Here is a 26,664-nt window from a genome sequence, read left to right as displayed (position 1 = left end):
ATTCAGCACGGGCTAAACGCCCTGCTACCGCTAACAGGACTCAGCATTTACAGTAGACGGCAACTACACCTGAGGTCTTACGGCTCTCACCACTGCCAGTTAAATTTAAATAAAGTTACATTAGTCCTTAAGAAAATACAAAAATCTTTAGATCAGGGTGAATCTTATCTCACCCAAAATCGAAGCAGCAAGGGAGCAAGAACCCGCTATGTTTGAACACTTCACTTCCGAAGCCATTAGAGTAATTATGCTAGCTCAGGAGGAAGCACGTCGCCTGGGACACAACTTCGTAGGAACTGAACAAATTCTCCTGGGTTTGATGGGAGAAGGAACTGGGGTTGCTGCTAAAGTGCTGGCCGAATTAGGCGTTACCCTCAAAGACGCACGTCGTGAGGTAGAAAAAATTATTGGTAGGGGTTCTGGCTTTGTACCACCAGAAATTCCTTTTACTCCCAAGGTAAAAAGCCTCTTCGAGCAATCGTTTAAAGAAGCTCATGGTTTGGGACAAAATTACATTAACACTGAACACTTGCTCTTGGGATTGACCGAGGCTGGTGAAGGTGTAGCTGCCAAAGTACTGCAAAATCTAGGGGTTGACTTCAAAACAGTTCGCAGTGCCATCGTTCGCCGTTTGGGTGAAAATGCACCGGCTTTTGCTGGTAGTGGTAACCAAAAGCGCACCCAACCGCTAACGATGGAAGAGTTTGGCAGAAATCTGACCAAATTAGCACAAGAAGGCAGACTCGACCCTGTAGTTGGTCGTGAGAAAGAAATTGAGCGGGCGATTCAAATTCTCGGTCGCCGCACTAAGAATAACCCAGTATTGATTGGGGAACCAGGAGTTGGTAAAACAGCGATCGCTGAAGGTTTAGCTCAGCGTATTGTTAACCAAGATGTTCCCGAAACTTTACAAGATAAGCAAGTCATCAGCCTCGATATGGGGTCATTGGTGGCTGGAACTCGCTTCCGTGGCGATTTTGAAGAACGCATCAAAAAAGTCGTGGAAGAAGTCCGCAGCGTGGGCAATATCATCTTGGTGATTGACGAAATTCACACCTTAGTTGGTGCTGGTGGTACAGAAGGCGGTTTGGATGCGGCTAACATCCTCAAACCTGCCTTAGCACGGGGTGAACTCCAGTGCATCGGCGCAACTACCCTGGATGAATATCGCAAGCATATCGAGCGCGATGCTGCCTTAGAGCGTCGTTTCCAACCGATTAAAGTTGGCGAACCCTCAGTAGAGGAAACCGTACAAATTCTTTACGGCTTACGCGGCGCTTACGAACAGCACCACAAAGTGACAATTTCTGACGCGGCAGTACTAGCAGCAGCAGAGTTATCAGATCGGTATATTAGCGATCGCTTTTTGCCAGATAAAGCCATTGATTTGATTGATGAAGCTGGTTCTCGCGTTCGTCTGCGGAACTCTCAAAGTTCTCCCAATAAAGAACTCAAACGCGAACTCGCTGGCGTTACCAAAGCCAAAGAAGCAGCAATCAGAGTCCAAGATTTTGACAAAGCTACACAACTGCGCGACCAAGAATTGAAACTTGCAGAACAACTGCAAGCAACGTTTACACCAAACGATCAACCTGTCAATTCCAGCGTAGTTGACGAAGAAGACATCGCCCAAATCGTTGCTTCTTGGACTGGCGTACCAGTTAACAAACTAACTGAATCTGAATCAGAGCTGCTCCTCCACTTAGAAGACACTCTGCATCAGCGGCTCATCGGTCAAGAGCAAGCAGTCACATCTGTCTCTCGTGCCATCCGTCGCGCCCGCGTCGGCTTAAAAAATCCCAATCGTCCCATCGCAAGCTTTATCTTTTCTGGCCCCACTGGTGTTGGAAAAACAGAATTAGCTAAGGCGTTGGCTGCCTATTTCTTTGGTTCGGAAGAGTCGATGATTCGCTTAGACATGTCCGAATACATGGAAAGTCACACAGTATCTAAATTAATTGGGTCACCTCCTGGTTATGTAGGATACGACGAAGGCGGACAGCTAACGGAAATGGTGCGGCGCAAACCTTATGCAGTGTTGCTTTTCGACGAAATTGAAAAGGCACACCCCGATGTATTCAATATGCTGCTGCAAATATTGGATGACGGTCAACTGACTGATGCCAAAGGTCGGAAAGTGGACTTCAAGAACACACTGATTATTTTGACTTCCAACATCGGTTCCAAGGTGATTGAAAAAGGTGGTAGCGGTTTAGGCTTTGACTTCGACACTCAAGGCGATGCTACTTACAACCGCATCCGCACCCTAGTAAATGAGGAATTGAAAGCTTACTTCCGTCCAGAGTTTCTCAACCGTCTTGATGAGATTATCGTCTTCACCCAGCTTTCTAAGGATGAAGTTAAGGAAATCGCGGAAATTATGCTGCGTGAAGTTGCTGGCCGCTTGACGGAAAAGGGAATTACTTTAGAAGTTAGCGATCGCTTTAAAGATCGTGTGGTACAAGAAGGCTATAATCCCAGCTATGGCGCTAGACCATTACGCCGGGCAATTATGCGCCTTTTAGAAGATTCTCTCGCCGAAGCGCTACTATCTGGTGAAATTACAGATGGAGACATAGCGATAGTTGATGTTGATGATGACTCTCAAGTAAGAGTAAAAAAATCAGAAAAACGAGAGTTGCTATTAGCAAACGTTGGCTAACATTTATACCTCATCGCTTTTTGCTGTAATATTTTAGGAACACTCTAGCCTCTTGCTCCGGCAGAGGCAAAAACAGGGGCATCTGCAACAAACATAAAGTGAAATGGTATTTACTTTTTACCTCTGGTATTTCTATCAGAGGCTTTTTTTATGTACAAGAATTACACAAACAATAGCCAAAACCATTATTCTCAGGCAGGGGCAATTCATGAATTGCCCCTACAGCGTGTATTTTTTCGTCAGTTCTAATACCAATTGCCATCACCTAGATGCAACTTAAAAGCACATCGGCTTATTATTCTTGCGCGCAGTGATTGAGAAACAAATATAATAAAAACCCATGAGGGGGCTGACTCCTCTGCTCAACTATAAGAGAGATAGCAGTGAAGAAAACCCTATTTATCAACCCTCCTTCCTTTGATGGGTTTGACGGTGGCGCTGGTTCACGATATCAAGCCAAGCGTGAAATTACATCTTTTTGGTATCCCACATGGCTAGCTCAACCCGCAGCCCTTGTTCCAAGTAGCAAACTGATAGATGCGCCTCCACACGGTCAGACTATAGAGGATGTGCTAAAAATTGCTAAAGATTATGAATTGGTTATCATGCACACCAGTACACCCTCGCTGGCGAATGATGTCAAGTGTGCTGAAGCTATCAAAGCCCAAAATCCAGATGTAGAAATTGGCCTCATTGGCGCCCATGTCGCAGTGTTACCAGAGGAGACTCTACGTGACCACTCAGTTATTGACTTTGTATGTCGTAATGAATTTGACTATGCCTGTCAAGAACTCGCATCAGGCAAACCTTACGAAGAAATCAAGGGTATTAGCTATCGGGATCGTAATTTGAATGTGCGTCACAATGAAGAACGCCCCTTGATCCACGACTGGGATGCTATGCCTAGCGTGTTACCAGTTTATGCCCGTGACCTAGATATTAAAAAATATTTTATCGGCTACCTACTGCATCCCTACATTTCCTTTTACACTGGGCGCGGTTGTCCAGCAAAATGCACCTTTTGCCTGTGGCCACAAACCATTGGTGGTCATCTCTACCGCCACAAAAGCCCAAAAGCTGTGGGACGCGAGATGGAAGAGGCTAAAGCCATCTTCGGCGACACAGTGCGGGAATATATGTTTGATGATGATACTTTCACTATAGATAAGCATCGAGCGATCGCCATTAGCGAACACATGAAGCGACTCAAATTAACTTGGAGTTGCAACGCCCGCGCCAACCTAGACTATGACACCCTAAAAACACTGCGTGACAACGGTTTGCGTTTGCTATTAGTCGGTTTTGAATCTGGTAATCAAGAGACTCTCAACCGGATTAAAAAAGGCATCAAGCTAGAAGTGGCGCGGGAATTTATGAAAAACTGCCATAAATTGGGCATCACTGTACATGGTACTTTTATCATCGGTTTGCCGATTGAAACTCCCGAAACTGTAGAAGAGACTATCCGCTTTGCTTGCGAACTCAGTCCCCATACAATTCAAGTTTCTATCGCTGCTCCCTATCCTGGTACGGAACTTTATCAACAAGCTAAAGAAAATGGTTGGTTTACTAACCAAGCTTTAGTAGCTAACTCTGGGATTCAAACCTCAACCTTGGAATATCCGACTCTTTCTAGTGCAGAAATTGAAGATGCTGTTGAGCGGATGTACCGGAAATTCTACTTTCGTCCCAAAGCAATTTTGCCAATTGTGCGCGAAATGCTTACTGATAGACAAATGATGGTGCGTCGTTTGCGTGAAGGTGGCGAGTTCTTCTCTTACCTGAAAGAACGTCGCACTCAATCTGTAGCCAACGCCAAAGCTAATTCGACTGCTGTGATTTAAAAATGCCCAATGCCCAATCCTCAATACCCAATACCCAACGCCGTCGTTTTGCAATTATTAATGGTGATGATTTCGGCTTTTCTCAGGGTGTAAATCAAGCAATTATTCAAGCTTATGAGCAGGGTGTACTAACTAGTACCAGCTTGATGGTAACAGGAGATGCCGCCGAAGAGGCGATCGCCTTAGCTAGCGATCGCCCCAATTTAGGTATTGGGTTACACTTAGTTTTAGTCTGTGGGCGGTCTGTTTTGCCACCTAAGCAGATTCCCCACTTAGTAGACTCAAAAGGCAATTTTTCAGACAGCCCCCTGCAAGCTGGGTTACGCTACCAATTCCATCCCGCCGCTCGTGAAGAACTACACCAAGAAATCCGCGCCCAGCTAGAAAAATTCCGCGATTCTCAGCTACCCCTTTCTCATGTTGATGGGCATTTACATTTACACACTCATCCAGTGATATTACGTATCTTAGTTGACTTGGCGCAGGAGTTTGATATTCGGGTCATCCGTCTGCCATCTGAGGAACTGGGAATGAACCTGAAACTTAACACTCAGAAGTTAATAACTAAGCTAGTTTGGGCGGCTGTTTTTGATAGATTGCGGCGTTACGGCGAGAATTTGCTCAGATATCATGGTATTAAGTTTGCCGATAGAGTCTATGGCTTATTAGAAACTGGCAATATAACCGAGGAATATTTACTCGGTTTGATACCCCAAATTGAGGCAAATTTTGTAGAGATTTATTCCCATCCTGCGGTAAAGCCTGATGATATCGAGCTTGCGGCATTGTTGAGCGAGCAAGTACGTGAGGCTTTGAATGTTAACGGTTTTGAGTTGACTAATTACATAAAAAGGGGGGAACCCTAAAAAGCCCCATTTTTAAGAGGGTAAAAGTCCTTCTTTCCGCGCTCTTCTCTGCGCCTCTGCGCGACGCCAGTTGCTTCAAGTCGGCAGAGCCGCCCAACGCACTGGCTCGTCTGCGTGAGACAAAAAAATATTTATGCAAGAGGTTTTATGTACTTCCGACTTCTTGAATGATTAAGTCTTTGATTGAACACCATATAATTTCCCCTCTTTTGTCAACTTTAATCTTCGCCCTCGCCACTCAATTGTGCTACCAACGAAGCCATAACACCAAATGCCAAAGTGAATCAAATCACCTAAAGGAATGACCCATAAAAACTTTTTGGCAATAGGATCGTTGAGAATATTCACCCCAACTGCCCAACCCATTAGTAACCGCATTACCCAAGTTATAACTAGCGCCATCCATCCGACTCTTGACCCTTGCATAGCTGTCAGCAAAAGTAAACTAGCAACTGTACCGTAAGTAAAAAGCAATCCCAAGTAACCCCAAGGACGAGAAACGCGGATACAACGCGCCCAACGGATCTGGCGTTTAATAGCATCAGTGACAGTAGTGATAGCCAATACATGGTCAACTACATAGTCAGATAACACAACCTTGTATCCTTTCTGCGCTGCTAGGTAACCAAGTTTGAAGTCATCCGCCAAATAATCAGCAATTGCCTCAAATCCGCCGATTGCTTCTAGTACTTCTTTACGGATGGCAATTGTAGAACCACAGGCAAATTTTGTACCTTCTAATTGATTACTAGCTAAAACACCTGCATGAAAATCTGTAGCAGTGACAATCGCCTCTAAAGTTGCTACCCATCCTTTGGCTACGGAACGATACATACAGGTGACAACGCCAACTTTTTGATCTTTGAATGGTTGGATGACTCGTTGCAAATAGTCTTTCCCGACTCGAATATCACTATCAGCTATGACCAAAATTTCATGTTTAGCAGCGACGACAGCATTTGCTAGATTACTCACTTTCAGATTAGTACCGATGATTTGAGGGCTAACTACCAGATGAATATCGACATCGGGGAATTGGTGAATGATTTTTTCCACAACCTCTATCACAGGGTCTTCGTGAGCGGATACTCCGAAGATCATCTGGTATTTTGGATAATCTTGTTGACAAAATGAGGCAAAGTTTTCGTAAGTATAGCTATCTAGCCCACAAATTGGTTTGAGGATGGTAACAGGCGGATGGAATCGAGGAGCAATGGGATAAGGGTGACTCCAGAAAGTTATCGCTGCATAAATCCCATAGCCATAAAATAAGACAGATGATAGACAGATAATGAACAGCAAAACATCAATGATTCTCATCTGAAGAATTAGCTGAAATTTTACTAGTGGTTTATGCAACTCAAGTCGATCTTTGACCTAACTACTGGAGTTTAGACTAAAAGGAAGCGATCGCAGCATAATGTCTAAAGAATTAGGGATAAACAAATTACACTTTACTTGTAGCCGTATAAGTAACTACTGGAATTTAGACTCAATTGGAGATATCAGAAGATAAAGCCTACAAACTTAAAATTAGAAAATTTGTGCAGATTATAATCAACTAATGACTATTGACCCATTTGCACCACTTGTAGGACAACAACAAGCCGTAGAATTACTCACTCAAGCTGTGAAACAAAATCGGGTTGCTCCAGCTTATTTATTTGTGGGGCCAGATGGTATCGGAAGGAGTTTAGCAGCTAGGTGCTTTGTGGAATTGCTATTTTCTGGTGAGATGGGAGTGTCTGCATCTTTACAAAACCGTTTGCGTCAAGGTAACCACCCGGCTTTATTTTGGGTGGAACCAACTTACCAATACCAAGGACAACGATTCACACCAGCACAAGCAGCCGAAAAAGGACTCAAGCGTAAGGCATCCCCAGTAATTCGACTAGAGCAAATTCGGGAAATCACCGAATTTCTCAGTCGTCCGCCTTTGGAAGCACCAAGGAATGTGGTGGTGTTAGAGGAAGCCCAAACAATGGCAGAAGCCGCAGCGAATGCTTTACTTAAAACCTTAGAAGAACCAGGACAGGCGACGTTAATTTTAATTGCACCTACATCTGAGTCTGTATTGCCAACTTTGGTATCACGCTGTCAACGCATTCCTTTTTATCGCTTAGATGCCCAGTCTTTAGCTGTTGTACTCACACAAACAAGTCATCAGGAAATTTTGCAGAATCAAGCAGTATTGAGCATAGCAGGTGGCAGTGCCGGAAGTGCGATCGCTTCTTATAAGCAATTAGAAGCTATTCCCCGTGAACTACTCGAAGATTTGAAAAAAGCCCCCAAATCTTACCGCAACGCCTTAGAGTTAGCCAAGAAAATTGATAAAGATTTAGATACAGAAGCACAACTGTGGTTAGTTGATTATCTTCAGCAATTATACTGGCAGCAGTGGCATCAACCCGATACCATCGACCGGCTAGAACAAGCTCGGAAATATTTACTTGCTTACGCTCAACCCCGCCTAGTTTGGGAATGTCTGTTTTTATCTCTATGTCAACAATAAAAAACTCAAAAGCTTGTTTAGGGATTACCAAGAAATAAATTATCCCATCTTGTGGGGTGGACATCTTGTCCGCCCCAAGCCTTGGGCAGACGAGATGTCCACTCCACAAGAAAAATTGCATGTTTTTTTATTTGTCAGTCCCTTAGTAAGGCTTGTATCATACCAGACAAGGATTTTAGAACTTGTATACACACCGTAGCCCAGTGAGAGAGGGGCGGACGAGAGGTCAAATAGCAATACTTTTCGGTTAAACCCAATAATTTCTCTTTTGGTCTGGGGAAAGGTTAAAGGGTAATGGGGAAAGGGAAATTCAAACCCTTTCCCTTTCCCCTTTCCCCCAAAACCCGAAAAGTATTGGGTCAAATAGGACTTATTTAACTCACGTTAAATTAGAGCGATCGCAATTGGCAAATTTCAGCAGAGCCAAGTAAAGAAAAAAGCATAGCTGTTGAGAGTCAACAACTATGCTACAGAATATCTTTTATTGAGAATTCTCTTTGGAAAACCACTTTTTGCTAAGGAATTATCTAGGAGTAAGGTGGCGTCTATTCCCCCATCCTGGATTGACAATGGTGGCTAAATCTTCTTCTGACAATTTGCCGATTTCACTGTCGAGTTCTTCGGCAGTGAATTCATACCCACGCTCACGAGCAATCTTAATAAAAGCTTCTGGGTTAGCTGTTGCTTTGAGCCTTTCTTGTAATGCTTGATCTTGTTTTACGGCTTGAAAAAGTCGGGCGGCATTTTGCTGTGTCATAATAGCCTATCTCCTGTTTTCAACATCAGGTTTGAATGCAGTAATTTCACTCCTGCGGCTTCACCTAATTTTGTAAAGAATTTTTCTTTCTGATTCATGCATATACGTCTGATTTTAAAACACAAGAGAAAAATGTGTAGATTTTGACAAAAAAGTATAACTTTGGAGTTATCATTTAATGTTTGGCTTGTAAAATTCAGCCCTCAGATAGTAGTAGTATTTAGGCAAGTGGGATATAGACAGCAAAATTTATAGTATGAGTGTATTCTCAGGCATATAAAAGTTGCCGATGTTTAAGGCGCTGATTATGGAAGAATTATTAACCCTAAAAGACTTACTTGTTAAAGGCGATGTTCAAGGAGCATTGATTATAGTTGAAGAATTAACAGAAATGAGCCGAAATGACAATGCAGTGATTTTGCTCTTGCATCTGATTAAACAACAAGCAGAAAATCGCACTACTTGCTCTTGGGAAGTCTCTATTCGCAATTCGGTTCGGGAAATTCAACGAGAAAATAAGCGGGGTAAAGCGGGGAGTTATTATCTGACACCAGAAGAATTGTTAGAAATCTTAGGAGAAGCTTATTTAAATGCCATTGATGAAGCTTCTCTAGAAGTAGAAGAAGGTCGTTATGAAGCCCAAGAATTAGAAAAGCTGGTTAATCGAGAACAAATCATCAATCGCGCTTTGACTTTAATCTTACCAGGAGAGTCTAATTAATTGGCTAAACAGCGACTCGATACATTATTAGTAGAGTTAAACTTATGTACTTCTCGCGCTTTGGCACAGAGGTTAATTCAGGCGGGGGAAGTTACTGTTAATCAGCAGTTAGTTGATAAACCTGGTACAGAAGTTGATATTTCGGCTCAAATAAATATTAAAGAGCGATCGCCTTTTGTTTCTAGAGGTGGTGAAAAACTCTCTAAAGCTTTAGCAGTGTTTGCCATTCCAATTCCAGGACGCATTTGTTTAGACGGTGGAATTTCTACGGGTGGCTTTACTGATTGTCTTTTACAAGCTGGAGCAAAACAAGTTTACGGTATTGATGTCGGTTACGGACAAGTTGATTGGCGGTTGCGAAATGATTCGCGGGTGATTTTGCGGGAACGCACCAATTTAAGACAGCTACAACCAAATGAATTGTATGGCGAAAATGACTTGGTTCCTGATTTAGCGGTGGTGGATGTCTCCTTTATTTCCTTAACGAAGATTTTACCTGCTTTGTGGCAGCTAACCCAAGCCAACCGGGAAGCTGTGTTGTTAGTCAAACCACAGTTTGAAGTCGGCAGATCCCGTGTGGGTAAAAAAGGAGTTGTGCGCGATCCAAACGACCAAGCTGATGCCATTTTCCAGGTGTTGCAGACGGCTCACAAATTAGGATGGAAATACAAAGGCTTAACTTGGTCGCCGATTACCGGACCGGCTGGGAATATCGAATTTCTTTTATGGCTGGGAATGGAAAGTGAAACACCACCGCCTGATTTAGAGGCAATTAAGCAAATCGCGCAATCAGCAACAACTGATTTACGGAAGAGTTAAACGTCGTATATTAGACATTCTACGGAAGCTGGATGGCGATCGCAGTAGTTATCTAAAGAGGTTTTGTTTTGTTTTGTTTGATGTTGATGAGATTTCTCAGCTTGCAATTCTTCGACAATATCCCAGGCTACGGCACAACCAGCAGAATCACTGCCATTTAGGTCACAGGTTGTACGAGCTTCAGTAATGGCTTCAGTAATGGCTTGCTCAAGATTTGACGCCCCAGCAGTTTCAAATGAGTTTAAGGTTGTTGTCATGATATTTTTCACCTTTAGTTTACAGAGATGTCTATTAGGAAATAGGGGATAGTCTGATTTTCTATAACCTGTACCCTACTTCGGTTATTCTCTCAATCTTGCATCCCAAATTGCGAATGTCAGTCAATTGTCAGAAGAGCTTGATAGAAGTTGATGAACACTTATAAACGGCAACAAATGGGTAACAATTTTTATTTATTCTCAATACTTTATGCCTAATTCTTGTCGCAAACGATACAGAATTGTATTTTGGTCAACTTGAGAGAGAATTTCTTGAATGACGCTGCTAGCGCCCAATTGTCCCCAGGTGCAGCCTTTTTCGAGATAGACTTGGGCAGCTTTACCAACAGAGTAGGCGCCATAACCAGCAATACCAGCTTGGGCGATCGCACTGCCAGCAAAGGCAGTAATATTAGTGGGATTATCACCACTGGTTATTGCAGCGGTACTCTTGCCCAAACCTAGCAGGAAACTACTGCCTAATTCTCCCAGCAATAAGCCACCAGAACTAAATAAAATCGTTTTGAAAATTTTTCCGGCTTCATAGCTAGTCATTGGCAAACCATACAACCGCCCTAAAGCGCGAATTAAAGCTAAATCGGCAACAGTTCCACCAATAATATCTAAGAAGGCAATGGGATTTAACCCTACTGCAATAGCTTTGTATTTGGTAAATTGCCAAATAATGTCTTCCGCTTCTTGTTCGCGTAAATCGATGGTTTTTTGAGCGATCGCCTCTTCTGCATCTCGTGCTTGAATCAGTGCATTTAAAGCTATCAGCGATCGCCCTTCTCGATTGAGAATGTTGAAAATTGTTTCTTTGAGTTCATCTACCTGGGGTGGTGGTGTCTCCCATTCATAAGTGATGCGGCCATCAGGCCATTCAACCCGCACTTCCATTGGTGCTGGTTCCGCTGCCACCATGACAATTTCATCGGGTATTAGAGGCTTTGCTTGGGAATGTCCTGCACCGAGTTGTTGCAAATTTTCGTAAATCGCCGACTTGTCTGTATCTGGGTACAGATCTATCTTGTTAAACACCAAAATCAAGGGTTTTTGCGATCGCCTTAATTCCAGCAATGCTTGATACTCAGTGCGGGTAATATCACCAGACACGACAAACAAAATTAAATCCGCTTGACGCACTACTTCTCGCGCCATCTCCGCCCGTGACTCACCCTCAATTTCATCTAATCCTGGGGTATCAATTAATTCTACTAATACTTTATTGCCTGGTTGCCAACGTACCGAACGAGGCCATTGAGTGACACCATTGAGGGGGCCAGTTTGTAGAATCTTGTCTCCCAGCAAGGCATTTAAAACTGCTGACTTACCACGACTCACCAAACCAAAGACGGCAATTCTAATAACATTAGAATCGAGTTTGTTGAGTATGGAGTTCAAAGCCTCTAATTCTGGTTTCACTAAACCTGCCAATTCTGGGTTAGATGAAAGCTGCCCTGATTTGCGAAGATATCCATACCAAGACAGCACTTGCCTGAGACTGGCGCGGGCACGGTTTAAATGAGTTTCTTGGAGATTACGCACAAAGTTAGGTTGATTCAAGGTTGAGCAAACAACAGGTTACATATCCATTTTGATCTAATTCCAATTAGAACATAGGATTGTGTTCGTTATCCCAACACTTGCGATCGCGCCAGTCTCTACCAGTATGTTCGCATTCAGATGGATCGTTTATCCAAGGAATTGATGTAGAGTAATGTGATTTTTCTATGGGAGTCAATAAGTTAGTCGTAAATACGCGCAATAATGGCAGTAAAAAGGATAAGGTTATCAAGGTAAAAATAGGTAAAGCAATTAAATATCCACTGAGCAGCATTATGTTATTTTTCTTTTCAAAGAAATGGGAATTATTATTTTTTTGACCACTTTGTACGCTAGATTTTGAATTTGAAAAAAACATGATACAACCCTGTTATTGGCAATTTATATAGGAATCAATTTGATTTTTTCCAAGCCAAGCTTACTCAGAGTTAGTGCTAATAGGTTTTAGCTCTGAGTATACTTAACCAAGATTAAATTCAGTTTTCTATACAATTACGAAATTTTACGTAGTAAGATTATTAAAGTTATATAACCAGATGTCAAATGCGTAAGTGAGGACTTCTTAGAAATTTTAATCTTTAGGCGCTAAAAAATTTTTTTCATGAAAATATACTGAGGTTATGGCGATTATGTCTACGTAAATACTAGTAAAGTACGTCTAAGGTAAATAGAGTCTTGAAACCCTGATGCAGAAACAGACGTTTTGAATTCACGTCAGGATTAAATTATAATAGTTGACTGTTATCCGTCATCAGTCAACGGTCATCAGATAAATGTACAAGTTAAATGCGTAACAAGTTACTTGGCTCTGGTATTTCGTTGTGTTATCTGAGCGTCAAGGTAGCTGTTGCTGGAAGTAACTTGTGGTTATATTGAGGCTATAACCTCAGAAAGTTTTATTATTTCAACGTCCGCGAACAGCAATTGTATAACTTGGTCGCTGTGTAGCTTCTCTTTGAGTTTTAACCAGCCGAAAGTCATTATCTATATATAAATGTTGCAGAAAAGAAGTAGCTAGATAGGCTTTTTCAAATTTTTTGACCGTATTTTTGTCCATATCTTCTAATTTGAGTTCTTGCTGTAAATTTATCTTTGACTCTGTTTGACTCAATTTAGATTCGACATTTGTCGTAAACCACTTGTCTGCATCGTCAATTGTCAATGGAATTTCTCTATTTCCTAAAGCTTGGAATATTCCAACATTTTTGATGTTCCACTGCTCATCTTGAACTGAATATTTTTGCAAAACTATTAAGTCATAAGCTGGTAGTTTTGAGGTAAATTTTCGCCAAAAACCAGACTGATGTCCTATTGCATAACGGGCAATATTTGCATAGTAACCATCGTTATGAAAAATTTGGTAAGACTGCTCGTGTATTCTACCAGGTAAAATATCTTGAAAAGGTATAGTAGACCATATCGGTAGCCAACCTCCTATGACGATCGCCACCTCGTCTGCAACCTTGCCAATGGGATTACGTAGGCTCAATTCTGCAAAATATGGTGCTAATTCATTTTTATAAAATTCTACTTTGGCTTTTAACGGCTCTACATCGCGCTCTTTAACAAGTTCTAAAATATGATTTTTAATTTCTGGCGTAGTCCAAGATGTCAATTCTTCGGAAGTTGTAACATTTCCCATTACTCTTCATCCTTAGACAATTTCCAAATTATGATTGCGTCATTAATAGTCTAACTCGATCGAGTATGAGAGGGAGTGTAGGGAGTATGAGGAGAAATTGAGGGCTTTGTGCAATGCAGCACTCCCCACACCTCTCCACCCTATTAGTGAGAAATTCGGGGTAAGTAAGCTGTTACGCATTTAATTTGTACATTTACCTGATGACTGATGATTGATGACTGTTAACCGTTAACCGTCAACAGTTAACAGCCAACGACCATCAAGAGTGTTTATATACTTTAGACGCGCATCAGCTTAGTGACTTCCAGAAAATAAATTATCCCATTTTCATAGTGGCAGATTCTTTCTCCTCTGCTTCCTCTGCGTCCTCTGCATACATAACGATGGAATATTTTTTTAGTTGGAAATCCCTTATTTCTCCTCTACCCCTCCGTTTGTTTCCATATCCGTGTGCTTGGAATCAGCAACTACTACCAAACTCGATTACCATTTTCGTCAAGTCGTGCTTGGCGAATTACGTCGGAAATCTCTTCAGCATCTTTAATGTGGTGCAGTGCTTTCTTTTCGCCGTTGGGTTCATCGACAACGAAGTAAGTGGGGACTGTGATATTGTCGCCTGTAATGTCTGGTACATGATCGACAGCGAGTTGTTTAGCCTTTTCTTCAACTGATTGGGGGCGATCGGCGATCGCATCTCCCGGATTTGCAGTTAAGTTTCTTTCATTCACATCCGGTTTTTCCTGAGAATGCGAATCTTCATGCACGGATTGATTAATTTGATTTTCTTGTTTATTATTAGTCATGGTTTTTTAGGTATAGATAAATGTGCGTTTACCCATAACACTCTAAAAAATTAAAGACTTCAAGAGTTCTTTCTTTAGAAATAGTTTCAGAATAGATCCAAGAAAAACACACCTGAAGTTAGACACTAAATCAAAGGTTTAAAAATAACCTCTGACTCTAGAAATAAATAATCTAGTTCTTCAGTTAAAATGCTATGTATTCCGCCCAAGGTTTCTCAAAAAGAAATTTTTTCTATTGGTTGTACAGTCCATAAGATGACTTGACTTCCCAGCGATAGCCACTGCTTTCCAAATATAGTAAACTCCCATACTGTGGTGGACCTGCTGGACAATGGGCAGTTATTTGAATTAATGCTTGGGAAAAATCTTCAGAAAATCCTGGTCGAGTCAAAGTATATATAACAGACCAACGATAATCAGGGTTATTTACAACTTTTTCACACTCTTCGTCGGAAATCAGAGTGACTTGAGTATTTTTAATCAATGGAGTTAATAAAGAAGATTCCTTATTGATTGAGATCCAATTATCGTAAGTCTCTTTTCGGAGATTAGGGAAACCTATAATCTTCATTCCATGAATTAATATTTCTGGAATCCGAAGATTTTCCCAGGATAAATCGGGCATCAGAGAAGTTTTAGTAATAACATAATTATTAGAAAATTCACGCAGAAACTCTCCTTCTATCTTTGAATGTTTAATGACAGTAGAAAAAATCTGTGGTTCGTGTGGCGATCGCATAATGTCCTGTGCTGATTACAATCTGTATCTATAATTCATAATCTATGCGAATAAATGTGACAAGGATGGCGATCGGATCTTTGATGAGAGTGACTAAGCCATAGTATATTAATAGACCTTTCTAGGTAGATTGAGTTATGAAAGAAGGTTATTTTACTAATGGCAAAAATCCACTTAGTATAAAAACACGCCGAGATTTTTTAATTTACATGGTAGGCACTACTGTTACATCAATAGCTGCCGGATATGTATTTCCAAGTATCAGCCAAGGTCGTGAGTTAGACTTAGAAACACTTTGTTCGTTATACCCGAAAAATTCGCGCTGTGAAAATTACCTTCCCGGATCTCAAGCTCTGGATGAAAACAGCAAGGCCATTGATGTTAAGACACTGTTAGAAAGTACAAAACCTGGAATTCCAGTTCTCGTCAAGGGATTGCCAAATGACAGCGTTGATTATCTCATAATTAAAGACGGTCCACAAATTGCGGAGTATGGAATCAATCCCACTTGTACCCATTTAGGATGCACAGTTGCATGGAATCTTCAGGAGAATCACTTTGTTTGTCCTTGTCATGGTTCTCAATATGATTCTCAGGGTCGAGTCATTCACGGACCCGCTAAGCGTTCATTACCATTGATTACTGTAGTAGTCAAGCAAAATCAAGTTCGTTTGGTCGATCAAAAACCTGCTATAGATCCTCGTTAACTTGTCAATACGCCATCGGAGTGAGGAGAGCGACAATATTTTTAGAGAAAGTGAGAAATTACAAAAGATTAACAAAAATTACTGCTTGATTTTAATTTCTCGGCTAATCTGACAAAAGCAGTTTAATCCTCAAAACAATGATGGCAAGTAGTCCCACAATTTTAGCCCTGGACTTTGATGGAGTGATTTGCGACGGACTAATTGAATATTTTGAGGTAGCATGGCGCACCTACTGTCAAATTTGGTCGCCTACTAACGACACACCGCCAGATGATTTAGCTTTAAGATTTTATCGCCTCCGCCCTGTAATTGAAACTGGTTGGGAAATGCCTGTTTTAATCAAAGCCTTGATGGATGGAATTTCTGATGACAAAATTCTTCATGAATGGTTAACTATTACTCCACAAATATTGTTAGACAATCAACTACAGGCAAAAGAAATTGGTGGAAAATTAGACAACCTGCGGGATGAATGGATTGCCACAGATTTAGCTGGTTGGCTAAGTCTGCATAGATTCTATCCGGGCGTAATAGAAAAAATCAAATTAACTCTTGGCAGTGGAGTTAAGCTATATATTATAACAACCAAAGAAGGGCGTTTTGTCCAACAGTTGTTACAAAAAGAAGGGGTGATTTTACCAACAGAAGCAATTTTTGGGAAAGAGGTCAAGCGTCCCAAATACGAAATTTTGCGAGAATTAATCCAAAGAGCAGAAAATTCAGTCAGCTTGTGGTTTGTAGAAGATAGACTCAAGACTTTGCATTTAGTTCAACAGCAAACAGACCTTAAAGATGTGAAACTCTTGCTAGCAGACTGGGGCTATAATACCCAAACAGAAAGAGAATCTGCTCAAAAAGATGAGCGAATTCATCTGTTATCACTGTCTCAGTTTGCTAAAGATTTCTCAGCTTGGCATTGAAAAGACCTGAGTTCGATGAACCTCTCCCTCCCAACCTCCCTTTCCGTTTCGGAAAGTGAGGAGCAACGAAAAATTAAGCTTTTTGCTCCCGTCTCCGACACGGAGAGGGGCTGGGGGAGAGGTCAAATAAAACTTGTCGAACTCACGTTGAAAAAGGGTAGGAAATTTATTTTTTGTAGTTTGGTTTGAGCTTCGGTTAAACCAAACTACAATTAACATTTTTAACCTGATTAATTAAGATGTATATTAAATATTAAAAAATATATGCTCGATCTTACAAAACTGGCGCGACAAATGCAGGGTTTAAGTCAGCATCTTAGCTTAGAAGCAACTGCTAGTCGCCAGCGTTTAGAATTGGCACAACAATATCTCAAGAATGCTTATGAGTGTCAACAAGATTTAATCGATCGCCAGGAAAAATGGCGCGATCGCATAACATTTGGTAATGCCACCCCAGTTGAGCCACTAGAAACCTGCATTGATATCCCAGTTCCTCCCAAAATTCATACTGTGATTGCTACTGATGGTTCGCAAATTGCCCCCAACCATCACGAAATTGCTTACTGTTATCTTCTCAATATTGGCAGAGTCGTCTTACACTACGGGCAAAATCGCCATCCACTACTCGATAGTTTACCAGAGGTATTTTATCGCCCAGAAGATTTATATATGTCTCGGCAATGGGGAATTAGAACTGAGGAATGGATGAGTTTCCGCCGCACTGCTTCCGAAACAACAGTGTTAGCAGAATTAGCCTGTGCAGCCAAAGGAGAAGCACCAGCGCTGGCGATGGTAGATGGTTCCTTAATTTACTGGTTTTTGGAACAGTTACCGATGGATGCACGCGATCGCATTTTACCCCCCATTTTAGAAGCTTGGGAGCAAATGCGTGAGGCTCAAATTCCTTTGATGGGCTATCTTAGCGCCTCCCGTAACATCGAAGGCATGAACTTTTTACGTTTGTTGGCTTGTCCCCATCCAGCGCCAGACTGCAAAACTCATTGCCCAAATCAGCTAGAAAAAGTACCTTGTAAAATTTTTGAACAGTTGCGAGATACTTCTGTTTGGGCAACTCGACTTAAACCAGGACAACGCAGTAATTTGTGGCGCAGTAATAATCAGATTCTTGAACTTTACGGTGACCAAATTATTTACTTTTGCTATGTCCACGTTGGCACTGAAATTGCTCGGATTGAAGTTCCGGCATGGGTAGCACAAAATACAGCCATGCTGGATCAAGCTTTGGGACTAATGTTAGCACAAGTACAAAAAGGATACGGATACCCCGTGGCGATCGCCGAAGCGCATAATCAAGCAGTGGTAAAAGGTGGCGATCGAACGCGTTTCTTCGCCCTTCTCGAACAACAAATGATTAAAGCTGGTTTGAAAAATGTCGGAACTTCTTACAAAGAAGCCAGAAAGCGCGGGAGTATTGCTTAATTTTATCAAGATAATTTCGATACGTTGCCTTTGTAAAAAGGCAATAAGATGCTTTGAGTTTTGTATTTTGTTTTCTTCACAAGTTCCTCAAATTCTTTTGCTATAACTATAACTATGAAGCGAAAAAAGTTTCAGAAATTTAAAATTCAAATGTTCCTAAACTGACATCTTGCTCCAGCTGCTTGATTGCAATTCTTGTAATGTCAGGAAACATAGTAGAGAGATTGTTAATTTTTGACAATCCAGCAACCCAAAATCGTAAAGACCAATTACCAATAAAAGTGGAGGTCTATATGTTTAAAAAAATTTTAGTTGCATTAGATCGATCGGAAGTAGCACAAAAGGTTTTTGAACAAGCATTGGGTTTAGCAAAGTTAACAGAAGCGAACTTAATGTTACTGCATGTCCTATCACCAGAAGAAGAGGGCAGTCCTTATGTTCCTATGGTGTCTAATTTTGACTACTATCCGGGATTGAGCAGTCAAAGCTTCGAGTTATACCAGAAAGAGTGGGACGCCTTTAAAAATCGAGGCATCGAGATGTTGCAATCTTTCTGTGCCCAAGCGAATACAGCAGGTATTACTACGGAATTTACCCAAAACCTTGGTAATCCTGGTCGTATTACTTGTGACTTAGCCCGTAGTTATGGCGCTGACTTAATTGTTATCGGTCGTCGGGGTCGTTCTGGGCTGACAGAATTATTTCTCGGTAGTGTAAGTAACTACGTCCTTCACCATGCTACTTGCTCAGTACATATTGTGAATCTTTCAGTTAGTGCTAAAACAGATGAACTTATCAAAGAAACTACAAGTGTTTCAAGCGTTAACTAACTACTAACATAGGCTGTTACGCATTTAATTTGTACATTTACCTGATGACTGATGACTGATGACTGTTAACTGTTAACCGTCAACAGTCAACCACCATCAAGAGTGTTTATACACTTTAGACGCGCATCAGTTTAGCTTTTTAGGCAATTCTCGATCGAGTTACATAGCTAGGAGTGTATGGATGAACTACCCACACTTACCTTTGGGTAAGTGTGGGCTTCTGGCTTTATCGAACCAAAAATTTATCCTACACTGCCCTTCATATTATACGTGGGGCTTCTTTCTGTTTAAGCTAAAATTGAGCGATCGCTTTTTGAGTAATAAATAAAGTCCGCTACCCAAGATTAGAGTTAAGAGTGAAAAGTGGATTTAGGAACGATGAAAGAAGATACTATCGAGATTGCTGGTTTTCACGCTCATGTCTACTTCGATCCTACAAGTCGGGATATCGCCGCCCATGTGCGTGAAGGATTGGGTGCTAGGTTTGATGTGCAGCTAGGACGTTGGTTTGACAAGCCCATCGGCCCACATCCAAAAGGAATGTATCAAGTTGCTTTCTTACCGAATCAGTTTGATAAAGTTGTCCCCTGGTTAATGCTCAATCGCCACGGTTTGGATATTCTTGTCCATCCTGAAACAGGCGATGCTGTGGCAGATCACACAGATCATTCCTTATGGTTAGGAAAAAAGTTAGATTTGAATGTTGAGTTTCTTCGACAGATTACAACAACGTAGTACCACTATGCACAATTCGTAATAATATACAGGTTCTGCCTAAATAATTCGTAATTCTTCTACGTACTACATTGACCAAAATTAGGCGTGCAGGGTGTAAGTGTGTAAAAAGAAAAGAGAAAATAGTATTTTTGTATAATTCTGGTGATGTGAAATATTTAGATTCCACTAAGGCAACTACAGAGGGCAAAGTGTTGAGATTGCTCATATCATAGGCTGAGGTATAAATCTATCTCAGTTAATGTTGAATATTGAGTAATAAAAATTACGCGAATATGAAAAGCCCAATTATAGCCATAGCTGCTTTTTTAACCACAATTAGCTTAACAACAACCGTACAAGCTGCGAATTCTGAACACATTAGACAGTTATTGGCAACCAAACAATGTCAAAACTGTGATTTGACTGGTGCAGGTTTGGTAATGGCTGACTTATCTGGAGCGAATTTGAGCGGTGCAAATCTCACAGGTGCAAATCTCAGCCGTGCTAACTTAAGTGGTGCAGATTTGCGGGGTGCAAACTTAAGCGGCGCCAGTTTATTTGGTGTTAACCTGAGTCAGGCGAGATTTAGTGGCGCAAATTTGGCTGGTGCAGATTTGAGAAATACCTATCTAACAAACGCAGAATTAAATGGTGCTTATCTGAATGGCACTAACTTTCAAGGTGCGGTTGGAATACCCTCACAAATTGCTTCACCAGAGGATTTTTATGCTTTGGGTGTAGCACAGGCACAAAAAGGCAACGAACAGCAAGCAATTAGTTATTTTAGTCAAGCGATCGCCATTAAACCAGAATATGCGGGCGCTTATCTAGCTCGTGGTGTCGCCCGCTACCAAATATTAGACCGTCAAGGTGCATTCTTAGATGCTCAAGTTGCAGAAAAATTGTTTAGTTCGCAACAAAATACCTCTGGAATCCAAACAACCCAAGCTTTTATTAAAGAACTACAAACACCCTATACTGAAAAAACAAGCTCTGGTAATCCCAGTTTTGTTGACTTATTCGGAAGCGTTGGCTCACTCTTACTTCAATTTTTACCCTTTTAGGGAGTGGGGACAATACTTTTCGGTTAAACCCAATAACCTCTCTTTTTGGTCTGGGGAAAGGTTAAAGGGCAATGGGGAAAGGTAAATTCAAACCCTTTCCCTTTCCCCCAAAACCCGAAAAGTATTGGGAGTGGGGAGACTTGTACTGAGTTTCGACTACGCTCAACTACTAGTTCGCCAAGTGAACTTGGCGGGGTAAAGCGAAAGGGGGAAGGTGAGGCCCCACGAAGTGGGGAAGGGGCAGGGGGAAAGGTTTTAAATCCCTTAACCTTTCCCCAGACCTCACAAGCGCATTTTTAGGTTGGCAGACTACTACCGCAAAGCCGAAGTATGGAGAGATGGGGAAAAGTTAAAGGGATAAATTTAACCTTTCCCCCTTATTCCATGCCCCATACCCAATAACTATCTAAAACAGTACGATTGTTCTACTATAAACTGATTAAAGATAGTATTATTAAGGACTGTTTCATAAGAAACTCCCTTTTTGCCGCCCAATATGTCAGACCAACAGCTACCAGCATCCTCGAAGTTACGTTCAGAACAAGCTAACGCTCAGGCTTCTCTGTTGAACGGACATCTTCCCTCGCACAATAGCCAGAATACCATTCGGATTCGGGGTGCTAGGCAGCATAATCTGAAAAACATTGACTTGGAATTACCACGCGATCGCCTGATTGTATTCACTGGCGTTTCTGGTTCTGGTAAGTCTTCTTTGGCATTTGATACGATTTTCGCTGAAGGTCAACGTCGCTACGTGGAATCCCTCAGCGCCTATGCACGGCAATTTTTAGGACAGTTGGATAAGCCGGATGTCGAAGCCATTGAAGGCTTAAGTCCAGCAATTTCCATTGACCAAAAATCAACGTCTCATAACCCCCGTTCCACTGTGGGTACGGTGACAGAGATTTACGACTATTTGCGGCTGTTGTTTGGTCGTGCAGGTGAACCCCATTGTCCGATTTGCGATCGCTGTATTGCGCCTCAAACAATTGATGAAATGTGCGATCGCATTATGGAATTACCAGACCGCACTCGTTTCCAAATCCTCGCACCCGTTGTTCGCGGTAAAAAGGGCACGCATCGTAAGCTTTTGTCAAGTCTGGCATCCCAAGGTTTTGTCCGCATCCGTGTTGATGGCGAAGTCCGCGAACTGTCAGATTCCATTGAGTTAGATAAAAATTTGACTCACACCATCGAAGTCGTAATTGACCGCTTGGTGAAAAAGCCTGATATCCAAGAACGTTTAGTTGATTCCCTATCTACGTGTCTTAAACAATCAGGTGGGATTGCCGCTATTCTTGTTAGTCTACTTACTGACGACGGACAAGAAAAAGAAGAAGAATTAGTATTTTCGGAAAATTTTGCTTGTCCCGAACATGGGGCAGTAATGGAGGAATTATCGCCGCGATTGTTCTCCTTTAACTCACCTTATGGTGCTTGTCCTCATTGTCATGGAATTGGGACTTTAAGAAGGTTTGCACCCGATTTGATCGTACCCGACCCAGAAGCGCCAGTATATGCGGCGATCGCTCCTTGGTCAGAAAAAGATAATTCTTATTATTTAGAATTACTCTACAGTATTGGGCAAGGTTATGGCTTTGAGTTACAAACAAATTGGAAAAATCTGACAGGAGAACAGCAACAAATCGTTTTGTATGGAGAAAAAGACGAAACTTCAAAAGGAGAGAAAAAACAAAATTTTAAAGGTGTTATTCCAATTTTACAACGCCAATATGAGGGAGGTTCGGAGTTAGTTAAGCAAAAATTGGATCAGTATTTAGTCGATCAGCCGTGTGAAGTTTGTCGAGGAAAAAGATTAAAACCGGAAGCTTTGGCAGTCAAATTGGGACAATATGGAATTTTAGATTTAACTGCGGTATCAATTCGGGATTGTCGGCAAAGAATTGAGCAATTCAAGTTGAGCGATCGCCAAGTCCAAATTGCTGATTTAGTACTGCGAGAAATTAAAGCGAGATTGCAATTTTTGTTAGATGTTGGTTTAGATTACCTCACCCTTGACCGTCCCGCAATGACCCTTTCTGGTGGCGAAGCGCAACGCATTCGTTTAGCTACGCAGATTGGTTCTGGTTTAACAGGAGTTCTCTACGTTTTAGATGAACCAAGTATTGGTTTGCATCAACGAGATAATGGCAGGTTGCTGAAAACTTTAACTAAATTGCGGGATTTGGGTAATACGTTAATTGTTGTGGAACATGACGAAGAAACAATTCGTGCAGCTAACTATATAGTTGATATTGGTCCTGGTGCAGGAATTCACGGCGGAAATATTATCGCCCAAGGTGATTTAGAAGCATTATTAACAGCAGAAGATTCCTTGACAGGTGCTTATTTATCAGGAAGAAGAGTAATTACCACACCCGCAGAACGCCGAGACGGAAATGGGCGGAGTTTAATCATTCAAAATGCCCATCGCAACAACTTAAGAAATATCGATGTCGAAATTCCCTTAGGTAAACTTGTCGCCGTTACTGGTGTATCTGGTTCTGGCAAATCTACCCTCATAAATGAGTTACTTTATCCGTCATTACAACATCATCTAACTAAAAAAGTTCCCTTACCGAAAGACTTAGAGAAAATTCAGGGATTAAATGCGATTGATAAAGCGATCGTTATCGATCAATCTCCAATTGGACGCACACCACGTTCTAATCCTGCAACTTACACCGGAATTTTCGATGCGATTCGAGATGTCTTTTCTCAAACAGTAGAAGCGAAAGCTAGGGGTTATAAACCAGGACAATTTTCCTTCAACGTCAAAGGTGGACGTTGCGAAGCTTGTAGCGGACAGGGTGTGAATGTTATTGAAATGAACTTTCTCCCAGATGTTTACGTGCAATGCGAAATTTGTAAAGGTGCAAGATACAACCGTGAAACTTTGCAGGTAAAGTACAAAGACAAATCTATTTCTGATGTTCTCAATATGACAGTTGAGGAAAGTTTAGGCTTTTTCCAAAATATTCCCAAAGCGATCGCTCGTTTGCAAACTTTATTTGATGTCGGATTAGGCTATGTTCAACTAGGACAACCTGCGACAACTTTATCTGGTGGTGAAGCCCAACGCGTAAAATTAGCCACAGAACTATCTCGACGCGCCACAGGTAAGACACTTTATTTAATAGATGAACCAACAACTGGGTTATCTTTTTATGATGTCCACAAATTGTTAGATGTGTTGCAAAGATTGGTAGATAAAGGCAATTCAATTTTAGTAATTGAACACAACTTAGATGTAATTCGTTGTTCAGACTGGGTGATAGATTTGGGGCCAGAAGGTGGCGATAAAGGCGGAGAATTGATTGCTGTGGGCACACCAGAAGAAGTTGCAGCGAATCCCAAGTCTTATACTGGGCAATATTTACAGCATGTTTTACAACAGTATCCAGCGGTCAAAAAGTAGTAGGATGCTTTAGTGAAAGCTAACGCATCCTACTAGCTCATCACTATATTTAATTATTAAGTTGGGCTAAATGAATGATCGACTAATGTATTTAAAATAGGTTTCACTTAAAATAGCGATCGCCTATCCTAAAATAAACAAACTTGTATCAACATGAAAAAATTTCCCTAAAGCCTCAGCTTGTTGTTTAGTGATTTCTAGCTCACCATTAATCACCTTAGCAACAATGTCCCTCGAACCAAGAATTTCTACCAAATCAGCTTGTTCTAAACTCCTAACTTCCATCAAATGCAAGAGTCTTGAACGAGGTGTTGAAACATTAAGCTGATAATGCTTATCTTCAAAATCCTCAATCAGTTTTACCAATAATTCCAACAAAGTATCTTCTTCAGGGGTCAAATCGGAACGAGAAAGCAGTGCTTCAACAGTTTCTAAAAATTTCTCGTTTTCTTCTTCTGTCTTGATAATTCGAGGTTGATATTGAGACAGTAATTGGCTGTAAATTTCTGAGTTAAAAGTAAGGGTCATTTTTCCAGTTGTCTTTGTCATATTCAGCATGAGTTAAGACGTATTTTATATAGATGACCTGTTTCTGATAATTAATACTAGCAATTAGGCGGTATTTATTGCCTTTAATATTGAAAACTGTAAAATTACCAACTGCTTCAGCTTTAGGATAAACACTTTGAACTTCTAGCAAATTCGCCCAGCTTGCTTGACTGGCAGTTCTGTACCAATCATCAAGCACTTCATAGCAGTCATTATGTTCTTTGCAATATTCTCGTAGCTTTTTTCGACTGATAACATGCATTAATTATATGCACCCTCTTGTACCTGTCTAATTCAATACGGTTCGGTTAAGCCAAGAGAAGGCGATTTATTGCGTCTTTGTGATTTAGAATTTTTATCAAAAAGCCGAACCGTATTGCTTTCTAATTAGCTATTTCTTTTCTTTTGCCAAAACTGCTGTAAAATCTCCCCTGGCTTTCGATCCCAAGTGTCGATATGCTCGTATATTAAATTATCTTGGTTGAGTTTATAAGTTGAATAGCCATTAAAAAACAAACGTGCTTTCCAGGGAACACGCAATACTCCCCGTACTGTCCACTTCGCTAAAATCTTGTCTTCACCTGACTGATATACCTCATGTACATCAAAGTAAATTTGGGTAAAAAATAGCCGTGCGTGAAATCGCAAAGTCCAAAATATAATGCGATAGTTAAATTTGTATTTGAATGTATTTACTGGATCTTTAAAGTAGATATCCTGTGTATAAATGTCATAGGAAATATCTTTTTCAAAAAGTGTTGGTAAATCTTGTTTAAGAGTTTTAATTACCTGTTCCATCTGTAAGTTACTCTGTAGTTTTAATTTTGGTATAGGCCTAGCCCATCGTAGACATTACCAACCTGGCGATCGGACTTGCTAATATTAATGTAATGCATCAATATTCTCATTACCTCACCACTGAAAAACGTTCTATCATAATTTAGTATCGCGTGATTTTTAGTTAGCGAACAAGCGATGTCTGATGAAAAGCCATTATTCTTCCGCATTACTTTTAAGAATATTTTACTACTTTCTTTTAAATCATCCTTAACGGTATACTCGGCTTTAGATTTTGTGTCATTCTTTGTTTGACGTATTCAATAACTTTTGCAGCACTTTCATCAACTGACTCGCAATTAGTGTCGCAAGTGACTTCTGGATTTACGGGTGGCTCGTAAGGATCGTTGATCCCAGTGAAATTGAGAATTTCACCGTTACGAGCCTTGCGATATAAACCTTTTGTATCCCTTTTCTCACAGGTTTCTACTGATGCATTCACGTAGACTTCGGCAAACTGACCAATTTTTTGTCGCATCTCTGCTCTAATATCTTGGTAAGGCGAAATTGTAGAGACTAAGACAATCACTCCATTTTTGGTGAGCAGATGCGCTACAAAGCCAATTCGTCTCAAGTTCTCGTCACGATCGGCTTTACTAAAGCCCAAATCTTTCGTCAAGAACTGACGAACGATATCACCGTCTAACCTTTCAACTAAGTATCCTTCGCTTATTAAAACCTGTTCAACTACTTGAGATATGGTAGTTTTACCTGCGCCACTTAAACCTGTAAACCAAAGCGTCATTCCAGGACAATTCTTAGAATGATTCATGATTTTCGTCTTTCCACTAACAAATTGATACTAAATTTCATTATGAATATATCGGCTAACAAAGACTAAAGCAAACAAGAAACATTTTTTAATGTATTGAAAATAAATGTATAGAAAAATAATAATTCTTAATAAAGTATACTTCTGAAGTCTGCATTCTTCTTGAAAAATGTTGCATTTATTAAGCAAGTAGCTTCGTCATTTAAGAATGAAGACAGATCA

Annotated in this window: 25 protein-coding genes; 13 read left to right on the top strand and 12 right to left on the bottom strand. The window is 40.9% G+C overall.

Features of this window, described 5'->3' with window-relative positions; translation table 11 throughout:
• Nucleotides 1–208: 208 nt before the first annotated feature.
• The 3 genes from ACFG4S_RS31395 to hpnK all read left to right on the top strand — a co-directional run bounded on the left by ACFG4S_RS31395 (nt 209) and on the right by hpnK (nt 5,372).
• The gene (locus tag ACFG4S_RS31395) at nt 209–2,662 is read left to right on the top strand and encodes an ATP-dependent Clp protease ATP-binding subunit (protein WP_392532771.1); all 2,454 of its coding nucleotides are present in this window, start codon (nt 209–211) and stop codon (nt 2,660–2,662) included.
• Nucleotides 2,663–3,045: 383 nt separating this feature from the next.
• The gene (hpnJ, locus tag ACFG4S_RS31390; RefSeq protein WP_392532770.1) at nt 3,046–4,506 is read left to right on the top strand and encodes a hopanoid biosynthesis associated radical SAM protein HpnJ; all 1,461 of its coding nucleotides are present in this window, start codon (nt 3,046–3,048) and stop codon (nt 4,504–4,506) included.
• 2 nt (nt 4,507–4,508) lie between these two features.
• Complete coding sequence (gene hpnK, locus ACFG4S_RS31385; RefSeq protein ID WP_392532769.1) at nt 4,509–5,372, top strand: hopanoid biosynthesis-associated protein HpnK; 864 nt, start codon at nt 4,509–4,511, stop codon at nt 5,370–5,372.
• A 171-nt stretch (nt 5,373–5,543) separates the two neighbouring features.
• Here the strand turns inward: hpnK and hpnI are convergent, their stop codons facing one another.
• Nucleotides 5,544–6,692, bottom strand: a complete 1,149-nt coding sequence (hpnI, locus tag ACFG4S_RS31380; RefSeq protein WP_392532768.1) for a bacteriohopanetetrol glucosamine biosynthesis glycosyltransferase HpnI — start codon at nt 6,690–6,692, stop codon at nt 5,544–5,546.
• Between the two features lie 244 nt (nt 6,693–6,936).
• Here hpnI and ACFG4S_RS31375 point away from each other — a divergent pair, with 244 nt between their 5' ends.
• Nucleotides 6,937–7,884: a DNA polymerase III subunit delta' gene (locus tag ACFG4S_RS31375; RefSeq protein WP_392532767.1), complete on the top strand. Its 948-nt coding sequence runs from the start codon at nt 6,937–6,939 to the stop codon at nt 7,882–7,884.
• A 523-nt stretch (nt 7,885–8,407) separates the two neighbouring features.
• On the opposite strand, the gene ACFG4S_RS31370 is transcribed toward ACFG4S_RS31375, so the two are convergent.
• The gene (locus ACFG4S_RS31370) at nt 8,408–8,641 is read right to left on the bottom strand and encodes a Nif11-like leader peptide family natural product precursor (RefSeq protein WP_392532766.1); all 234 of its coding nucleotides are present in this window, start codon (nt 8,639–8,641) and stop codon (nt 8,408–8,410) included.
• Between the two features lie 307 nt (nt 8,642–8,948).
• On the opposite strand from ACFG4S_RS31370, the gene ACFG4S_RS31365 reads away from it, so the two are divergent.
• Nucleotides 8,949–9,362, top strand: a complete 414-nt coding sequence (locus ACFG4S_RS31365; RefSeq protein WP_392536126.1) for a hypothetical protein — start codon at nt 8,949–8,951, stop codon at nt 9,360–9,362.
• Nucleotides 9,363–10,181 (top strand): TlyA family RNA methyltransferase, encoded by an 819-nt coding sequence (locus ACFG4S_RS31360; RefSeq protein ID WP_392532765.1) that lies wholly within the window; start codon nt 9,363–9,365, stop codon nt 10,179–10,181.
• On the opposite strand, the gene ACFG4S_RS31355 is transcribed toward ACFG4S_RS31360, so the two are convergent.
• From ACFG4S_RS31355 to ACFG4S_RS31330, 6 genes are all read right to left on the bottom strand, one after another.
• Nucleotides 10,178–10,438 carry a Calvin cycle protein CP12 gene (locus ACFG4S_RS31355; protein ID WP_392532764.1) on the bottom strand — a complete coding sequence of 87 codons (261 nt, stop codon included), beginning with the start codon at nt 10,436–10,438 and terminating at the stop codon, nt 10,178–10,180. The two genes, ACFG4S_RS31360 and ACFG4S_RS31355, sit on opposite strands and share 4 nt — an antisense overlap.
• Before the next feature lie 201 nt (nt 10,439–10,639).
• Nucleotides 10,640–11,986 carry a DUF697 domain-containing protein gene (locus ACFG4S_RS31350; protein ID WP_392536125.1) on the bottom strand — a complete coding sequence of 449 codons (1,347 nt, stop codon included), beginning with the start codon at nt 11,984–11,986 and terminating at the stop codon, nt 10,640–10,642.
• A 64-nt stretch (nt 11,987–12,050) separates the two neighbouring features.
• Nucleotides 12,051–12,278: a hypothetical protein gene (locus ACFG4S_RS31345; protein WP_392532763.1), complete on the bottom strand. Its 228-nt coding sequence runs from the start codon at nt 12,276–12,278 to the stop codon at nt 12,051–12,053.
• 630 nt (nt 12,279–12,908) lie between these two features.
• Nucleotides 12,909–13,646: a hypothetical protein gene (locus tag ACFG4S_RS31340; protein ID WP_392532762.1), complete on the bottom strand. Its 738-nt coding sequence runs from the start codon at nt 13,644–13,646 to the stop codon at nt 12,909–12,911.
• 470 nt (nt 13,647–14,116) lie between these two features.
• The gene (locus tag ACFG4S_RS31335) at nt 14,117–14,449 is read right to left on the bottom strand and encodes a hypothetical protein (RefSeq protein WP_392532761.1); all 333 of its coding nucleotides are present in this window, start codon (nt 14,447–14,449) and stop codon (nt 14,117–14,119) included.
• Between the two features lie 232 nt (nt 14,450–14,681).
• Nucleotides 14,682–15,188 carry a hypothetical protein gene (locus tag ACFG4S_RS31330; protein WP_392532760.1) on the bottom strand — a complete coding sequence of 169 codons (507 nt, stop codon included), beginning with the start codon at nt 15,186–15,188 and terminating at the stop codon, nt 14,682–14,684.
• Nucleotides 15,189–15,325: 137 nt separating this feature from the next.
• Between ACFG4S_RS31330 and ACFG4S_RS31325 the strand changes: the two genes are divergently transcribed.
• The 7 genes from ACFG4S_RS31325 (at nt 15,326) to uvrA (ending at nt 24,284) form a co-directional block, all read left to right on the top strand.
• Complete coding sequence (locus ACFG4S_RS31325) at nt 15,326–15,895, top strand: Rieske 2Fe-2S domain-containing protein (RefSeq protein ID WP_392532759.1); 570 nt, start codon at nt 15,326–15,328, stop codon at nt 15,893–15,895.
• A 137-nt stretch (nt 15,896–16,032) separates the two neighbouring features.
• A complete protein-coding gene (locus ACFG4S_RS31320) occupies nt 16,033–16,815 on the top strand; it encodes an HAD family hydrolase (protein WP_392532758.1) in 783 nt (260 codons plus the stop codon).
• Nucleotides 16,816–17,079: 264 nt separating this feature from the next.
• Complete coding sequence (locus ACFG4S_RS31315) at nt 17,080–18,255, top strand: DNA double-strand break repair nuclease NurA (RefSeq protein ID WP_392532757.1); 1,176 nt, start codon at nt 17,080–17,082, stop codon at nt 18,253–18,255.
• Between the two features lie 293 nt (nt 18,256–18,548).
• Nucleotides 18,549–19,085 carry a universal stress protein gene (locus tag ACFG4S_RS31310; protein ID WP_392536124.1) on the top strand — a complete coding sequence of 179 codons (537 nt, stop codon included), beginning with the start codon at nt 18,549–18,551 and terminating at the stop codon, nt 19,083–19,085.
• Nucleotides 19,086–19,463: 378 nt separating this feature from the next.
• Complete coding sequence (locus ACFG4S_RS31305; RefSeq protein ID WP_392532756.1) at nt 19,464–19,820, top strand: DOPA 4,5-dioxygenase family protein; 357 nt, start codon at nt 19,464–19,466, stop codon at nt 19,818–19,820.
• A 275-nt stretch (nt 19,821–20,095) separates the two neighbouring features.
• A complete protein-coding gene (locus ACFG4S_RS31300; RefSeq protein ID WP_392532755.1) occupies nt 20,096–20,866 on the top strand; it encodes a pentapeptide repeat-containing protein in 771 nt (256 codons plus the stop codon).
• A 496-nt stretch (nt 20,867–21,362) separates the two neighbouring features.
• Nucleotides 21,363–24,284 carry an excinuclease ABC subunit UvrA gene (uvrA, locus tag ACFG4S_RS31295; RefSeq protein ID WP_392532754.1) on the top strand — a complete coding sequence of 974 codons (2,922 nt, stop codon included), beginning with the start codon at nt 21,363–21,365 and terminating at the stop codon, nt 24,282–24,284.
• A gap of 123 nt (nt 24,285–24,407) precedes the next feature.
• Here the strand turns inward: uvrA and ACFG4S_RS31290 are convergent, their stop codons facing one another.
• The 4 genes from ACFG4S_RS31290 to cysC all read right to left on the bottom strand — a co-directional run bounded on the left by ACFG4S_RS31290 (nt 24,408) and on the right by cysC (nt 26,442).
• Nucleotides 24,408–24,812 (bottom strand): type II toxin-antitoxin system HigA family antitoxin, encoded by a 405-nt coding sequence (locus ACFG4S_RS31290; protein ID WP_392532753.1) that lies wholly within the window; start codon nt 24,810–24,812, stop codon nt 24,408–24,410.
• The gene (locus ACFG4S_RS31285) at nt 24,796–25,095 is read right to left on the bottom strand and encodes a type II toxin-antitoxin system HigB family toxin (RefSeq protein ID WP_392532752.1); all 300 of its coding nucleotides are present in this window, start codon (nt 25,093–25,095) and stop codon (nt 24,796–24,798) included. Before ACFG4S_RS31285 ends, ACFG4S_RS31290 begins: the two co-directional genes overlap by 17 nt.
• Nucleotides 25,096–25,220: 125 nt before the next feature.
• Nucleotides 25,221–25,631, bottom strand: coding sequence for a DUF2358 domain-containing protein (locus ACFG4S_RS31280; protein ID WP_392532751.1), 411 nt, complete (start codon nt 25,629–25,631; stop codon nt 25,221–25,223).
• Nucleotides 25,632–25,869: 238 nt separating this feature from the next.
• Nucleotides 25,870–26,442, bottom strand: coding sequence for an adenylyl-sulfate kinase (gene cysC / locus ACFG4S_RS31275; RefSeq protein ID WP_392532750.1), 573 nt, complete (start codon nt 26,440–26,442; stop codon nt 25,870–25,872).
• Nucleotides 26,443–26,664: the final 222 nt, after the last annotated feature.

Source organism: Nostoc sp. C117 (assembly GCF_043099735.1).
Lineage (GTDB): Bacteria > Cyanobacteriota > Cyanobacteriia > Cyanobacteriales > Nostocaceae > Nostoc.
This window is presented reverse-complemented; position numbering and strand designations above follow the sequence as displayed.